Origin of the sequence: Ruminococcus sp. AM42-11, from assembly GCF_003480145.1 — a bacterium.
GTDB classification, from domain to species: Bacteria; Bacillota; Clostridia; order Lachnospirales; family Lachnospiraceae; genus Blautia_A; species Blautia_A faecis.
On the sequence record NZ_QUIO01000002.1, the window covers coordinates 94,753 to 111,193 of the forward strand.

Consider the following 16,441-nt stretch of genomic DNA (forward strand, 5'->3'; position numbering starts at 1 on the left):
ATAACAGGAGGCTAATGACATGAACAAAGATTTATTACATTCCAAGGTTGAGCTGTTTGAAACAGGCGGAGAGATTTCTTATCAGGGAGATGCAAACGTGGCAAAATTCCTTCTTGGTGGAATCGGAACAGGAAACATTGCAGTAGGTGCAAGAGGACAGTTATTAGATTGGGAAATTTTTAACTGGCCTGGAAAGGGACAGTTTGTACCATTCTCTTTCTTTGCAATTCGTACAAAGGAAGAGGGAGAAGAACCTGTAAGCAGAATTCTTGAATCAAAAATCAAACCCCCATTTTATAAATCCCATGGATTTCTGAATGGCGAGTTAGCAGGAATTCCAAGATTTGAAAAATCCAAAATGGTTGGAAAGCAGCCATTTGTTTATGTAGATTTGGAAGACAGTAAAGTTCCGGTAAAGGTTCGTATGGAAGCGTATACACCTTTTATTCCGCTGGATGCAGACAATTCTGGTATTCCAACAGCAATTATAAAATATAAAGTGTCTAACCCGACAAACAAACCTATTGATGTGTCTGTTGTTGGTACAATGGCGAATGTAGTTGGCTTTGATGGATATGATGTTTTCAATAATGTTAAACTGGTAGATCAGGTTGAAAATGAATATCGTGAAGAAGCTGGATTAAAAGGCTGGTATTATAAAGCAAAAAATCTTACAGAGAAAGATATGAAATTTGGTTCCATGTCAATTGCAACTACAAATGAAAGTGGAATCAGCAGAAAGAAATGGCTTCATGGTCAGTGGACAGATAACGCACAGGATTTCTGGGATGATTTTGTTGAAGATGGAAAATTAACAGAAGAAGAGGAAATTGAAGCAAAAGGATGTGACCTTCTTGCTCATTATGACTTCAGTTTCTTAAATCTGAAGGAGAGAATCAGTTCTATCTGTTGTTCTGAAACAATCAAGCCAAACGAGGAAAAAGAATTTGAATTTTTAATTTCCTGGTATTTCCCGAATCGTCCTAAGGGCTGGATTGAGTATGATGCTGATTTAGAGCGCTACAGAAATGGTGGTTATGATATTATCCGTAACTATTATGCTACTTTATTTAAGGATGCATGGGATGTAAGTAAATATGTAGTAGACAAGAAAGACTATCTTGAAGGAAAATCCAAAGATTTTGAGAATGCATTATTTAACACATCACTTCCTGCATATGTTATTGATGCAGTTGCCTCAAATATTATGTCAATGAAGAGCCATTGCTGCTTCCGTATTGAAAATGGCAATTTCCTTGGATGGGAAGGTATTCGCGATTACGTTGGATGCGGACAGGGAAATGTTAACCATGTATGGAACTATGCAACTGCTGTTGCAAATCTGTTCCCAGAACTTGAAATTACAATGCGTAATGTAGAGTTTAACGTAGAACTGGATGATGATGGATGCATGCCTTTCCGTGCAAGAAAATGTCTGGGAGAAAGCAGATGGGATATGATTCCAGCCTGCGATGGAGAATTTGGTTCTATTCTCAGAATTTACAGAGAGTGGAAATACACTGGTGATGATGAATTCCTTAAAGGCATCTGGGACAATATGATGAAAGCGCTGGAATTCTCTATTAAAGAGTGGGACACAGATGGAGACGGTGTTCTGGATGGAAAAATGCATGTCACATATGACATTGAGTTCTATGGTCCAAATACAATGACAAACACCATTTATCTGGGTGCCATCAAGGGTGTTGTAGAAATGGCAGAACATCTTGGTAAACAGGATATTGCAGATAAATATCGTGCTTTGTATGAAAAGGCTTCTGTATTAGTTGACGAGAAGTTGTTTAACGGTGAATATTATATTCAGGAACTTGAAGACGTAGACGCATATCGCTATCAGTATGGTATTGGTTGTCTTACAGATCAGCTCCTTGGTCAGTTCATGGCTCAGGCAGCAGGACTTGGCTATGTGCTTCCAAAGGCTCATGTAAAGAAGGCTTTGCAGTCTATTTATAAATATAATTTCAAGGAATGCATGGATGATGTTCCTAATGTACAGAGAACATATGCGTTGAATGACGAGGCAGGACTGGTTCTCTGCTCATGGCCGAAAGGTGGAAGACCGAGATTCCCATTTGCATATTGCGATGAGGTATGGACTGGAGTTGAATATCAGGTTGCTGTAACTATGATTAAAGAAGGTATGATTGAAGAGGCTTTTACAATTATCAAGGCTATCAGAGATCGTTATGACGGTTATAAGAGATGCCCATGGAGTGAGACAGAAGCAGGTCATCATTATATCAGACCAATGTCCAGTTATTCCCTGATTCCAACACTGGCAGGCTATAGCTGTGATATGGTAAATAAGACAATGTCATTTGCACCTGTAATTAATGAAAAGGATTATACAACATTCTGGATCAATGGAAAAGGCTGGGGAACTTATCATCAGACAATTGACGATAAGGGAGAAGTCAAGAAAGAAGTAACCGTATTATATGGAAATATTGATGATGTAAAGGTAGAATAATTATGGAGCAGGCTCTTGAAAGAGCCCTTAAAAGATCAGAAACTGAAGGGAAATGGCGGCAAAGATATCATTTTACGCCGCCGGTTTCCTGGATGAATGATCCCAATGGGCTAGTATATTATAAAGGACTTTATCATCTTTTTTACCAGTATAATCCTAAGAGCTGCAAATGGGATTCGATGCATTGGGGACATGCTGTCAGTGAGGATATGATTCACTGGAAGGATATGCCGGTTGCATTAAAGCCGGATCAAGAGTATGACTGCCATCCAGAAGGTGGCTGCTTCTCTGGAAGCGCTGTAGAGAAAGATGGTGTCTTATTCCTTTTTTACACGGCAACAACGCAAATTGACGGAGTTGTACATCAGACACAGTGCATTGCAACGTCGAAGGACGGCATGACTTTTGAAAAATACCCAAATAATCCAGTGATCAAAGAACCACCGCAGGGATTTTCCAATGATTTTCGTGATCCGAAGGTGTTTAAACACAATGGAAAATGGTATATGGTTGTTGGTGGCTGCATAGGAAGCGCTACTTTTGATGGAGATGGCCGTATTTGCCTGTATGAATCGGATGATCTTTATAATTGGAAGTACAAGGGAAATGTGCTGGAGTCCAATGGTAAACTGGGAACTATGATGGAATGTCCGGATATGTTTGAACTGAATGGAAAATGGGTAGTTACATGTTCCCCTATGAATCATCCTGATTATAATAAATCTCTTTATTGTGTAGGAACAATGGATTTTGAAAATTGTATTTACACAATTGAAAAAATGGGTAATATGGATGTGGGATTTGATTATTATGCTCCACAGTCATTTACAGACAAAGAAGGAAACAGAGTGTTGATTGCATGGCAGAATGGATGGCTGTGGATGCCCTGGTGTATAGACTGGGGTCCAACCAGTCTGGAAAATTGGAGAGGCTGTCTGAGTGTACCGCGTAAAGTACAATTGGATAGTGAAAACAACTTGTGTATGTATCCGGTAAAGGAAGTTGAATCTCTGATTTCGCAGACTGTTACCTATACAGACATGGAAATTGGTGAAAAAGCAATCAAGTTATATGATGATCCAAACAGAAGTAATCGTATAATTTTGAAATTAGATATTACTAAGATTGAATCAAGAAATCTGGAGATTTGTGTCCTTGGAAAAGAATCCAGTTATACGGCAATTCAGATTGATTTTCTGTCTAAGATTATTACTCTGGATAAGAGCTACGGAGACCACTATGAAGGTGGCAGAATGAACTGTCCATTTGAGCTGCATGATAATTATCTGGAACTTTGCATTTTGGTTGATCACAGCAGTGTTGAGGTGTATGTAAATCATGGAGAAAAGTGCATTACAACAAACGTGTATCCGGAAGAAAACCAAACAGAGTGCTGGATCCGCACACCGTATAAAAAAGCAGTAGTGGATTATGTGCAGATAGATTTTCTTACTTCATCATGGGAAGTGTAAGAAGTCTGTAAAGTTATAAGGTACTGGCTGCTTGTTTCATTCGAATAAAATATGTGGGGAATCAAAAAATGGACAACGTTTACAGAAGAGATCATGAAATGCCGTACATTGCCGATGACGCAGTTACATCACAGCAGAAAGAAACCAAAAAAGCCATCAGGGAGTATAATGAGACAATGCCTTTTGAATTGGAAAAAGGTATGGAATGTCTGGAACGTGCAGGAATCAAACATAAGGAAAATGTATATTTTGAGCCGCCGTTTTACTGCGAATACGGAAACCATATTGAAGTTGGGGAGAATTTTTATGCCAATACTCACTGTGTAATGCTGGATGTGGGAAAAATTACTATCGGAAACAACGTATTGTTTGGACCAAATGTAGGTATTTACACAGCTGGACATCCTATTCATCCGGAGAGTCGGAATTCAGCATTTGAGTATGGAATTTCTATCGCCATCGGGGATAATGTGTGGATTGGCGGAAGCTGCTGTGTCCTTCCAGGAGTAAAGATTGGAAACAACGTTGTGATTGGTGCGGGAAGCGTGGTTACAAAGGATATTCCAGACAACGTATGTGCCGCTGGAAATCCTTGCCGCGTGATTCGTGAGATTACTGATGCGGACAGGCCATATTATTTTAAAGACTGTAAATTCGATGAGGAAGCATGGACAAAAATAAATGAGAAATAAAAGAGCTCCGGTATTTACCAGAAAGCTTATAAGTCTGGTAATGCCCATAGCATTCCAACAGTTTATGCTAGCCCTTGTCAGTGCGTCTGATGCTTGGCGTAATTTCTTAGGATTCACTGTCTGCGGTATCTCTGGCAGGATAGGTTACTTTTATTCACAGCCTGCTTCTAGAAGCTATGACTATTGGTCTTTCTCTTATAGCTGTCCAGTACTGGGGCAAGGGAGATATTCTGGCAGTAGAGAGGATATTCGCCTTTGTGACGAAAGTTACAACTGTGATATCACTAATCTTTACCTTATCTGCACTGCTGCTTTCGGGAATGCTGATGAGAATTTTTACAAATGACCTGGTCTTGATCTGGAGAGGTTCCCTGTATCTTAGGGTGATTGCTGCATTTGTACTGAAACTTCCGGTGCTTGCAGTTTACTTTATCATCAGTCTGGATGAAATTGTAAAGATCCCGGTTGTGTACCTAAATTATAAGAAATATAGATGGGGGAAAGATCTGACAGTCAAAAGTGAATAAATGTATAAACAGCAGAGCGGTATATTCTGAGATTACAGGTAATATACAGCTCTGTTGTTTTATATGAAAATAAATTTCCAGGAGCGTCCTGTATACTTTAAAGAGTAAAAGGAATTGACCAAAAAGAATACCTCAAGTAAATTTAGATTATTACTGACCGGGCAGTTAGTAAAAATCTAAAGTACAAGAGGTATCTTAAATGAATGTTAAAGCAAATAAGACAAAAAAGCAAGCAAATGTAGAAAATCAGGCAGTGAAACTCATTATATAAGGGCAATCGACATCCGAGGAAGGGAATTAAGCAGAAAAGCATTTGAATTCAGTGACATGGCAGAGGGCTTTGAAGCAGCTAAAGCATGAATGCTGGAGCTTGCAGTACAGAATAGAAAAAGCCAGATTGTCCTGGGGCTTGAAACGACTGGCCACTACTGGTTTACACTGGCTACATGGCTGATCACAGCTGGAATCTTCTTACCCTACCATGGTTTTTTCAATATTATTTACAGAAAAAGTCGTTGGCTTTAGAAGCTGGCGGCTTTTTTGCGTAAATAGTGCAAAACCTTTCCTCTTTCTTGTTCTGAAAATAAATTCATGCTATGATAAAAATTAAAAAAGGGCTGAACATAGACAAAAAGGTTCCTTTCTCCAAATTTTGCATAACCGTAATGGAAAGTAGGAGACGTTCAAACGGACCTGTGAAGGTTGTTTTTTTGCGGGAAAATAAGGAGAATATAGAGTATGTATATTGCAATTGATGGAAGTGGAACGAAGACAGAATATTAGCTTCTGGATCGCAACAGAACTATTAGCGGAAGAAGGATGTATTGTTGAGACTGCAAATGATGGAGTTGCATGTGTTGATATGATTGAAAAGGCAGACGCTGATTATTACAAGATGATTCTTATGGATATTCAGATGCCGGTTATGAATGGTCTGGATGCAGCAGCTATCCGAAATCTGGATCGAAAAGACGCAGAGTTTGTTCCGATCATTGCCATGTCTGCAAATGCTTTTGCAGAAGATATTATCAACTGTAAGCTGGCAGGAATGAATATGCATCTGTCGAAGCTCCTGGATGAAACAAAATGATCACTGCGCTGAAGTAGTGTTTGGCAGATAACAAAATCATAAAACTGCGGGATGATTTATAGAATAAAAGGAAAGCCGTCCAGGTTTTTGTGAACATATACACAAAGCCTGGACGGCTTTTCTTTACAGTGAACACAGATTGAACGCAGATAAGCATTCCTCCGCTTCAAGTGCGCGGAGTACTAAGTGGCGAGTAAGGGGAAATCATTCTTCAATGATATCTCTGAAGGAGGTAGCCAGTACACGGGGGGAGTGCATTTTCTTTTGCTTTCTCAAGAGAAATATTCAGAAATTCCTGTAAATTCATAAAATGATTTGTGCTCTTTGCGGGATCATACCATGTGTATGCTTTGCAGAGGTTCCTCAATGGATATGGTCAAAATATATAGGAAACTAATTTTTTGACACATTTTCATAATAAAAATGACTATCGAAACAACGGTGGAAATGATAAATTATAGTCAAATAAAACAACCGTGATTCTTAAATGAAAGGAGAATTAAAACATGAAAAAGAAAATGGTATGCATCTTAATGGCAGGCGTTATGGCCTCACTTGTACCGGCACAGATGGTCTTCGCAGAGGGCGACAGCGGAGAGAAAACAGTTGTAAAATTCCAGACCTGGAACCCTGGAGATGAGGAATATACACATGCAATGCTGGAGAAATTCGAAGAGGAGCATCCGGACATTCAGATTGATTATACTTTTATGCCGTATACAGATCATGTAGAGAAGCTGAAAGTTGATCTTTCAGCAGGAGATGCTGCAGATGTTTATGGAGTTCAGACCGGAGCAATGTATAAAGAATTCCGTGACTTTGAAGAAGATCTCACTCCATATCTGGTAAAAGAATATGGTGATGACTGGGCTTCCAATTATAACGAATACGCAATGTCTCTCCTTAAAGGCGATGACGGCGAGTATTATGCAGTTCCTCTGGGACTTAGCTATGCAGGATATGTATGGGCAAACATGAAATACTTTGATAAATATGGCCTGGAGCTTCCAACTAATTATGATGAACTGAAAGAGGTTTGCAAGACATTCCGTGACAATGGAGAATATCCTCTGGTGATCGGAGCGAAAGATTCCTGGATCAACATTGATACCTGGATGAATATTGCGGCCGATATTAATACTGAGAAGCTGTATTCCGCAATTGAAGGCGAGACTCCATTTACAGATGAAGATCTTGTTCAGTCCTTCCAGATCTGGCAGAACTGTTTCACAGACGGTGTTTTCCAGGATGGAGCACTTGGAGTTGGAATGTACACAGATTCCACAGATATGTATCAGAAAGAGGGATCTGTTCCAATGATCCTGAATGGTTCCTGGTCACTTGGTGCTTATATGGACAGTGATGAGCAGAGCCAGGAGGTTTACAATGGCGAGGGCGCGAACCATAAAATTTTCCTGATGGACTGGAATAACGATGGCAAGATCGCTCCGGTTGAAGAAGCTGTTGACGTATCCCTTGCAATTAATAATCAGTCCAAGGTAAAAGATGCAGCATGGACATTTGTTGACTGGATGATTCATGAAGGCGCAGATACTCTTGTAAACGGACAGTTACAGTACATGCCGGCACGTAACGACATGGAGCTTAATGTAGAAGGTCTGAACGAGAATGGTACTGAAAATCTTGAATACTGTGTAGAGCAGGGTAAAAATAATGTAGGCGGATACAGAGAAATGGCTTATGCAGAGCTGAAAGAGACAATCAGCAATGAGCTTACAGAACTTGCTCTGGGAGATGTTACACCAGAAGAGGCAGCAGACACGATTGAAGCAGCTTCCCAGGCACAGGAAAGATAAATTTTATTAAGTATAATAAGGCTGCCCTCACTTTGGGCAGCCTTTTATAAAAAGGAGGAAAATTATGGCTTCAGCTAGAAGAAGGAAGGATTGCTTTACCAGCTTCCTGTTCGTACTTCCCCTTTTGACACTGTTCCTTGTGTTTTTCGCTTATCCCATAATTTATAATATTGTGATCAGTTTTTATGACTGGAACGGAATCAGTGTGGAAAAAGTTTTCGTAGGTTTCGCAAACTACAAAAAACTCTGGGCAGATTCCGTAATGCAGAAAACATTTCGAAACTTTGTCATTATTGCAATATCTACTACAGTTATTCAGTCAGCACTTGGACTTATGCTGGCATCCTTTTTTATCAGAAAAATAAAACTTTCCGGATTATATAAGATTCTTTTTTATCTACCTGCAATCTGTACCTCCACAATTGTTGGTACTGTTTTTTCGAAAATTTTCGAAACAAACCGTGGTTACCTGAATGTGATCCTGCGGGCACTTCATCTGGATTTCCTTTGTCAGCAGTGGCTTGCAACGCCAAAAACTGCACTTGCCTGTCTTTTGTTTGTAAATATCTGGCAGTGGACCGGTTACAGCATGCTGATGTACTACACAAATATGCTGAATATTCCCCAGGATCTTTATGAGTCAGCAACCATCGACGGAGCAGGAAGCTTTAAACAGTTTATCTACATAACCTTTCCGCTTCTTCGCGGTACTCATATTACCCTGATCATTCTGGATATTCTGGGTGCTCTGAAGTTTTTCGATCTTTCTTATGTATTGACAGATGGCGGTCCGGCTCATGCTACTGAGACCTTTTCCACATATATATACACGAAATCCTTTAGCACCTTTCAGCAGGGACAGGCATCTACCATTGTTGTATATATGTTCCTGATCGCCATGGTGCTGACGGTTATTCAGCTGAAGATTTATTACAAAAAAGACAAGAAGGAGATGAGCTAGCTGATGAAAAATTCATTACCATATAAAATCATCACTCAGGTTATCTGTGTGGTTCTGCTGGTCATCCTGGTCTTTCCACTGTATCTGATGCTGGAAAAATCACTGGCTGTAAGTGGCTTTGGAAACTACGCAAAGGTGTTTGAATATTTCAACTTGATTCCAAATGTTATTACCAGTATCATTGTGGTAGGAGGAACGCTTATTGTTGTCTCAATTGTAGTTTCCATGGCAGCATACGCATTTTCCAAACTGGAATTTCCACATAAGCAGGCTGTTTATTATCTGATTCTTACAGGTATGATGATCCCTACATCTGCATTAATCTTTCCGCTTTATCAGATCGTAAGGGGACTTCATCTGAACAATACCGGATGGTCATTGGTATTTCCATATGCCACAGCAAGTGCCTGCTTTAATCTTATGGTTCTGACCAACTACTACAATGCATTGCCGGATGAACTGATCGATGCAGCGAAAATCGATGGTGCAAATAAGTGGACTACATTTATACAGATCATGCTTCCAATTGCAAAACCAGGTCTTGTTTTTGTACTGATCCAGACCTTTTTATCTGCATGGAATGAACTTCAGATGGCGATCATTTTCATTAATGATACTTCGAAACAGCCGCTTTCTGTTGTGCCGCTTCGGTTTGCACAGACAACTTCCAGTTCCGGCTTTACTATTAATAACCTGTTTGCAGCGTGTATTATCTGTCTTTTGCCGATTGCGGTTTTCTATATCTTTGCATCCCGGCAGCTGATGGCAGGACTTACTGCAGGAGCTGTGAAGGGTTAAGCTAAAGGACGGCCTGTTTTATGAAAAAAAATTCTTCGCACAAAACGCTTAGTATTGTGAAACGTATCAGCATTACGAATATTGGAATCTTTATCATTGCCTGTATCTTAAGTATTGTGGCAACTTTAAAGCTGAATGTGGAGTACCATATTGACCGGGATGCACAGATGATGAAGGTCTATATTTCCAATACCCTAAGTTCGATTGATAATACTCTGAAAGATATGGGAAGGGTTTCGCTGATCGCGTTTTCCGATCAGATGGTGCAGGATATTCTGAAAGGTACTGATTATTCTTTTGATGAGAAAATGGAGAACGAAGAGTATCTTACAAAACTCTATTCTTCTATGATTTCAATCAGGGATGATGTGCGGGGAATTTATATTTTTAATAATGAGGATATGGTGTTTTACAGTGATACCTGGAATCCATTTTTGGGATTTGACTGGAATGTAGAATCTTTTTTTCAGGATGTAAAGATAAATTCTGACCTTTCTACAAATATTTCGGGATGCCATATGTATGTGGGTACGCTGCCTGAGGGATTTAAGTACACACAGACTTATACAAAGAACATTTTCCAGGAGAATAATATTTATCTGGTCCGTCCCATCCGCAGTTTTTCCCCCTTTGAGGTAATCGGTTATATTGCACTGCGAACCCCTATCCTTACTTTGCAGAAAATATGCAGCAATTATCTGGAGGATAATATTTCCTATATTGTTGCTGACGAAAATAACAATATTGCATGCAGTTCCAATGAGAGGATCATCAGCCAAAATCTGAAGGATGTCTATCCAGAGCTACTGGATCATATGAATGGCGCAAAAGGATCTTTTAGTCTGACATTAAATCAGGAAAAATATCTCTGTGCGTATCAGCGTTCCGATTACAGCAACATGCTTCTGATCACTCTGAAAACATATGAATCCATTTATGATGAATTAAATATTCTGGTGATAACCTGTATTATAATCACTGCGATAAGTGCACTTGTTGTATTGTTCTGTGTATATGGTTTTACCAGGAAAAATCTGAAAAGACTTACGGATTTTTCCCTTGATATCCAGAATTTCCAGCCAGGAGATCTTACCAGGCAGTATGATGTGGGGTATATGGATGAGGTTGGCGTATTGAAGGATTCCTTTAACAAAATGATCCGCCGTCTCAATGATCTGGTTATTTCGGAATATCAGGCAAGGGATCAGCTTCAGAAGGCTGAAATTTCCGAACAGAAAATGGCTATGCTGTATCTGAAACAGCAGATCAATCCTCATTTTCTTTACAACACGCTGGATATGATCCGGTTGAAGGCGGCGATCAATAAGGATACGGAAGTATCACAGATGCTGATGAAGCTGGTCAGTTTTTACCGCTTGAGCACCAAGGTGCATGATTCTATGGTGACGGTCAGAAAAGAAGTGGATATGCTGGATGCGTATATGAGTCTGATGTGTTATCGGTACCCTGAGATCAGGTATCACTCGGATATTATGCCGGAAGCAATGGATATGGAAATTCCCAATTTTATTTTGCAGCCATTGCTGGAAAACAGTCTGATGCATGGTTTGAAGGACAGACGGTATCAGGGCTCGGTTACGCTGAGAATCTGTGTAAATGAACAGGATAACAGCGAATTGGATATCTGGCTTTCTGATGATGGAATCGGAATTCCGGATGACAAAATGGAAGAATTAAATGCGTATAATGCAAAAGACAGTGAAGCTCTTTACCGGGTGCAGACCCAAAGTCAGGGAGACCGCACACATCTGGGCGTGATCAACGTGATCAGCAGACTGAAGCTTTATTATCAGGAAAATGCAGAGGTCATTTATACGCGAAATAAAACCGGAGGAACTACTGTAAAAATAAAAATTAAGACAGCGAGTGAAAGACATGAATAATTGCAGAGTACTTTTAGCGGATGACGAGGCTGCTATTCTGGAAGGCTATAAATTGCTTTTTGATTGGGAAAAATATCAGTGTGAGATTGCAGGGACGGCTATGGATGGTCAGGAGGCTGTGGAGAAAGCGCGTGAACTGAAGCCGGATATTGTGATCATGGATATCAATCTTCCCAAGCTGAATGGCCTTGAGGCAATACGCGCTATTCAGGATACGGCTCCGGGGGATCATCCGATTTATATGATCGTGGTTACCGGATATGATGAGTTTTCCTATTGTCAGGAGGCTTTAAGGCTCCGTGTCTCGGACTTTCTTCTGAAACCTATTGATTTCGATGTTTTCGGGGAAGTTATTCAGGGAATTGTCCAGAAAATAATGGAGAATCCAAACCGGCAGCCTGTATTATCTGAAACGTTGAAAAAATAGTCGGTTATATCAATGAAAATCTCGAGAATGAGGATATGCGGCTGACTCTGCTTGCAGAAAATATGAATATGAATCCCAATTATATCAGCCAGCTGTTTAAAAAGGAGCTGGGATGTGGATATCATGCGTATTTGAACCAGGCACGTGTGGAAAAAGCTAAAATTTATCTGAGACAAACCAACGAGCCAATCACAGCTGTGGCAGAGAAAGTTGGTTTTAGTGATTATCGTATTTTTACGAAAATATTTAAGGGAATTGTAGGAGAAACGCCTTCACAGTTCCGAAAATAAACATATGGGAGGTAAAATTATGGTTTTAAAATTAAACGAGTTCCGTGACAAGCTGGCAGGATGCTGGGCTGGAAAAAATGTAGGCGGTGTTCTTGGTGCACCTTTTGAGTGTAAGAGAATGGTTCCTGATGTGGATTTCTATATCCAGGATCTTTCCATGGGACCACCTGCAAATGATGATCTGGATCTTCAGATCGTATGGCTGGCAGCAGTGGAGCGCTATGGCAGAAACGTGAATGCTCCATTCTTGGCGATTACTGGCTTTCCTATGTGATCCCAAACTGGGTTGAGTACGGAACCGGAAAAGCAAATCTGAAAGCCGGAATTGTTCCGCCTATGTGTGGTGATGTGGACAATACTTATAAGAACAGTAATGGCTGCTGGATCCGTTCTGAACTTTGGGCGTGTCTGGCACCGGGACATCCGGAAATTGCAACCAGATATGCATTTGAGGATGCAATTGTCGATCATGCAAACGAGGGAATGTATGGTGAAATTTTCACAGCTGCGCTTCAGAGTGCTGCGTTTGCAGAAAGTGACCGTGAGAAACTGATTGATATCGGACTTTCCTATATTCCGGAGGACTGCGCTGTTGCAAGAGCAATCCGTAAAACAGTAGAATGCTATCATAATGGCATTGATTATCTGGAAGCAAGAAAAATTGTGCACAATACTGCGCCGGGAACCTTTGGTATCCAGGAATACAAGCTGAGTGAGATTCCAAAGGAAAACAATGAGGGAATGGAGATTGGAGAGCCTGGCTTTGATGCACCAGAAAACGTTGCCTTTGTAGTACTTGGTCTTCTCTACGGAGAAGGTGATTTCGGAAAGAGTCTTATTATCGCCAATAACTGTGGTGAAGATACAGACTGTACCTGCGCAACTCTTGGCGCGCTTCTGGGTATTATTTATGGTGCTTCCGGACTTCCGGAGAAATGGACAAAACCACTTGATGACAAAATTGTAACCATGTGTATTGATAAAACAAGTCATGGAATCTGGGTTCCAGATACGGCGACAGAGCTGGCAGAGCGTATTCTCCGTGTGGTACCGGGCTTTCTGGGACAGGATCTCTGCGATGCTTTTGCAGAGGGCGGAATGACCATTGAGTGCCTGGAAAAAGATGCTCTGTTCTGCAATAAGACAACAGATTATCTGCCGTTGATCAACGGAAACGGAAAATCTGAGGAATTGCCGATCTGCGATCTGTGTGCTCTTTCTTCTTATGTGGCAAGATATCAGTTCCCCGCATTTAGTGTTATGGTGGATTATGAGGATTCTGTTTTCTTTACACCTGGCGAGAACAGAAAGTTTAAGATTAAGGTTGTAAATTCTAATACCATGAGAGAGCAGCAGTGGGTAAAAATCAAGCTGTATCTTCCAGAAGGAGCTACTGCTGTGGGTGCATCTACAGCAGAGCTGCCATTGAATAACCTGTATCTTTCCTGTGCAGAAAAAGAATTTGAAATCAATACAGAGGGCTTTAGTGACAGCCGGCTGGAGCTGATCGTGGATGTTTCCCTTACAGGAAGACATTCAAACGGACCTGTGAAGGTTGTGTTATTTGCGGGAAAATAAGGAGAATATAGAGTATGTATATTGCAATTGACGGAGGTGGAACGAAGACAGAATATCTGCTTCTGGATAAGCATTTCCAGGTAGTGGATTACTACCTGGGCGGTTGTCTGAACCATGATCTTCTGGGAAATGGGTGGGCAGATGTTTCGTTGGCTTTAAAAGCTTCCATAGATGTTTTGCTGGAGCGTAATGGCTTGACTGTTTCTGATATTGAGGCAGTTGCGGCTGGTATTTCCGGGCTGGATACTGCAGGGGATCAGCTGCAGGCTGATGAGTGTTTCTCTTCAGCTGGTATTTCCCGTTTTCTTGCAATTAATGATGGATATCTCCCCATTGCAGCCGAGAACCCGGCTGCGTGGGGAGTTTCTCTTAATTGTGGAACAGGAATGTGCTGTGCGGCAATTGATTCTTCAGGTAACCGGATCAAACTGGCCGGAATGGATGAATGGTCAGGGGACGCAGGGGGCGGAAACTGGATTGTGATGCAAATGTATCGCAAGGTTTACGAAAACCTGATTTTAAAGGATGTTAGTACACCGTTTGTAATGGAATATATGAAAGTGATGAATCTTGGCAGTAAGGTCGATTTTATAAATTCATGGTCAGATTTGAAAGACGGGGAGAATACAGAATGTAAGGTTCAGCATCGTAAGATCATCCGGCTTTTTTTTGAACTTCTCGAGCGCTCTAATCCAGAGGTGCAAGCTCTTGCAGATCAGATGATAAAGTGCGCGGCCTACACCATCGATGCTGCAGTTCGGGAGCTTCATTTTTCCGGTGAGAAAATTCCGGTATATCTTTCAGGCTCTATTTTGACCAAGGCTGCTTCCGCGGGGTATCTGTCGATGCTGAAGGAAGCTCTTTCCTGCATCTGTCAGGGGAAACTGGAGGTGCATATGTGCACGAAAAGGCCTGTGGAGGGGGCAGTGCAGCTGCTGAAAGGGTAAGAAAAAGAACAATAATATTATTATCCCAACATATTTGAGTATTTCCCAAAATGTGCTATTATTGGGAGAAAGAAAAGAACAAAATAGGATAGTAAAAAATAGCGCAGAGTGAGAATGTTGCAGATAGGAGCAAATGATGAATATATTTCAAGATATTTTACCATATGGCGTATTTGGAAAATCGAGAGCAATTAATGCAGAAAATCCCACAGGCGAAAAGGGAAAAGGAGGAATGGCTTCCAGTAATCTTGGAAAGGGAAGAAAGGGAAGTCCATGTCTTAAAAACGTAGAACCTGGAAGTACTACTGTGCTTGCGGATATTTCAGGATGTGGAGTAATTAATCACATTTGGATTACTGTGGATAATAAAACAACTGATGGAGACTGTTTTGTACTGAGGGATCTTATTTTGCGCATGTTTTGGGACGATGCCAAAAATCCGGCAGTAGAAGTACCACTGGGTGATTTTTTTTGCTGTGGATTCGGAAAAGAATGTTATATTAATTCCTACCCAATAGTAGTTGCACCATCAAGAGGCTTGAATTCTTATTTTTCAATGCCATTTAGAAAAAAAGCCAGAATTGAGCTGGTTAGCCAACATAAAAATGTAATCCCCGCGTTTTTCTATCAGATTGATTACTGTCTTTATGATACATTGCCAGATACCATGTTATATTTTTTCGCAAAATGGAACAGAGAATCTGTAACTGTTAAAAAGAAAGATTATACGATTCTGGATAATGTATATGGAAAGGGAATTTATGTAGGAACCTATCTGGCATTACAGACCTTGGAAAGATATTGGTGGGGAGAAGGAGAAGTAAAATTTTATTTGGATGGAGATGAGGAATTTCCAACCATCTGTGGAACTGGAATGGAAGATTACGTAGGAGGATCCTGGAGCTTTGCAAAAGAGAACCAGGAAAAAATGACAGAGCAGACGTATTCGACTCCGTTTCTGGGATATCCTTATTATTCTAATCATGATGATTTAACAGTTCATCCGTATCATAATGATGATTGTCCACCAATGCGTGGAATGTATAGATTTCATATTCCGGATCCGATTTATTTCCAGCAGAATATTAAAGTGACGGTTCAGCAAATTGGAATGTCCCATAATGGGTTATTTGAGCGTCAAGACGATGTTTCAAGTGTAGCCTACTGGTATCAGGAAGACAAGGAGATTACAGAATATTGTCCACTGCCGCCGAAGGAAGAAAGATGGCCGAGGTAGAATAATTATGGAGCAGGCTCTTGACAGAGCCATCAAAAGATCAGAAATTGAAGCAAAACAGTTATACGGCAATTCAGATAGATTTTCTTACTTCATCATGGGAAATGTAATAAGATGTCTGTATAGTTGTAAAGGAACGAAAAAATTGTATATTATTATTGAGAAAAAGGGGCTGGAGTATTCCAGTCCCTTTGAAGCTTATTGTAACGC

Annotated in this window: 16 protein-coding genes; all 16 read left to right on the forward strand. The window is 40.5% G+C overall.

The genetic code is table 11. The features are described from left to right. The first annotated feature begins 19 nt into the window (after positions 1 to 19). The 16 genes from DW904_RS02155 to DW904_RS02220 all read left to right on the forward strand — a co-directional run bounded on the left by DW904_RS02155 (position 20) and on the right by DW904_RS02220 (position 16,231). The gene (locus DW904_RS02155; protein WP_118577863.1) at positions 20 to 2,491 is read left to right on the forward strand and encodes a GH116 family glycosyl-hydrolase; all 2,472 of its coding nucleotides are present in this window, start codon (positions 20 to 22) and stop codon (positions 2,489 to 2,491) included. Between the two features lie 2 nt (positions 2,492 to 2,493). Further along, positions 2,494 to 3,963: a glycoside hydrolase family 32 protein gene (locus DW904_RS02160; protein WP_118577864.1), complete on the forward strand. Its 1,470-nt coding sequence runs from the start codon at positions 2,494 to 2,496 to the stop codon at positions 3,961 to 3,963. Between the two features lie 68 nt (positions 3,964 to 4,031). Then, positions 4,032 to 4,655 (forward strand): sugar O-acetyltransferase, encoded by a 624-nt coding sequence (locus DW904_RS02165; protein WP_118577865.1) that lies wholly within the window; start codon positions 4,032 to 4,034, stop codon positions 4,653 to 4,655. 161 nt (positions 4,656 to 4,816) lie between these two features. Further along, on the forward strand, positions 4,817 to 5,182 hold the full coding sequence (locus tag DW904_RS02170; RefSeq protein ID WP_279254380.1) for an MATE family efflux transporter: 366 nt from the start codon (positions 4,817 to 4,819) through the stop codon (positions 5,180 to 5,182). A 360-nt stretch (positions 5,183 to 5,542) separates the two neighbouring features. Then, positions 5,543 to 5,707 (forward strand): IS110 family transposase, encoded by a 165-nt coding sequence (locus DW904_RS22610; protein ID WP_147422280.1) that lies wholly within the window; start codon positions 5,543 to 5,545, stop codon positions 5,705 to 5,707. Between the two features lie 235 nt (positions 5,708 to 5,942). Then, entirely contained in the window at positions 5,943 to 6,272 is a 330-nt protein-coding gene (locus DW904_RS02175; protein ID WP_243110262.1) for a response regulator, read from the forward strand. A gap of 506 nt (positions 6,273 to 6,778) precedes the next feature. Beyond that, the gene (locus DW904_RS02180; RefSeq protein WP_118577868.1) at positions 6,779 to 8,089 is read left to right on the forward strand and encodes an ABC transporter substrate-binding protein; all 1,311 of its coding nucleotides are present in this window, start codon (positions 6,779 to 6,781) and stop codon (positions 8,087 to 8,089) included. 64 nt (positions 8,090 to 8,153) lie between these two features. Beyond that, complete coding sequence (locus tag DW904_RS02185) at positions 8,154 to 9,050, forward strand: sugar ABC transporter permease (RefSeq protein ID WP_118577869.1); 897 nt, start codon at positions 8,154 to 8,156, stop codon at positions 9,048 to 9,050. 3 nt (positions 9,051 to 9,053) lie between these two features. Then, the gene (locus DW904_RS02190; RefSeq protein WP_118577870.1) at positions 9,054 to 9,848 is read left to right on the forward strand and encodes a carbohydrate ABC transporter permease; all 795 of its coding nucleotides are present in this window, start codon (positions 9,054 to 9,056) and stop codon (positions 9,846 to 9,848) included. 20 nt (positions 9,849 to 9,868) lie between these two features. Then, a complete protein-coding gene (locus tag DW904_RS02195; RefSeq protein ID WP_118577871.1) occupies positions 9,869 to 11,752 on the forward strand; it encodes a histidine kinase in 1,884 nt (627 codons plus the stop codon). Further along, positions 11,745 to 12,179: a response regulator gene (locus tag DW904_RS02200; RefSeq protein ID WP_147422281.1), complete on the forward strand. Its 435-nt coding sequence runs from the start codon at positions 11,745 to 11,747 to the stop codon at positions 12,177 to 12,179. The genes DW904_RS02195 and DW904_RS02200 overlap by 8 nt, the downstream gene beginning before the upstream one ends. 35 nt (positions 12,180 to 12,214) lie before the next feature. Next, positions 12,215 to 12,469, forward strand: coding sequence for a helix-turn-helix transcriptional regulator (locus tag DW904_RS02205; protein ID WP_118577873.1), 255 nt, complete (start codon positions 12,215 to 12,217; stop codon positions 12,467 to 12,469). Positions 12,470 to 12,488: 19 nt separating this feature from the next. Continuing rightward, positions 12,489 to 12,743, forward strand: coding sequence for a hypothetical protein (locus DW904_RS23475; RefSeq protein ID WP_243110263.1), 255 nt, complete (start codon positions 12,489 to 12,491; stop codon positions 12,741 to 12,743). Beyond that, positions 12,668 to 14,047, forward strand: a complete 1,380-nt coding sequence (locus tag DW904_RS02210) for an ADP-ribosylglycohydrolase family protein (RefSeq protein ID WP_243110264.1) — start codon at positions 12,668 to 12,670, stop codon at positions 14,045 to 14,047. Before DW904_RS23475 ends, DW904_RS02210 begins: the two co-directional genes overlap by 76 nt. 14 nt (positions 14,048 to 14,061) lie before the next feature. Further along, positions 14,062 to 14,994 carry a BadF/BadG/BcrA/BcrD ATPase family protein gene (locus DW904_RS02215; RefSeq protein WP_118577874.1) on the forward strand — a complete coding sequence of 311 codons (933 nt, stop codon included), beginning with the start codon at positions 14,062 to 14,064 and terminating at the stop codon, positions 14,992 to 14,994. 136 nt (positions 14,995 to 15,130) lie between these two features. Beyond that, entirely contained in the window at positions 15,131 to 16,231 is a 1,101-nt protein-coding gene (locus DW904_RS02220) for a glycoside hydrolase family 172 protein (protein WP_226854187.1), read from the forward strand. Positions 16,232 to 16,441 lie beyond the last annotated feature (210 nt).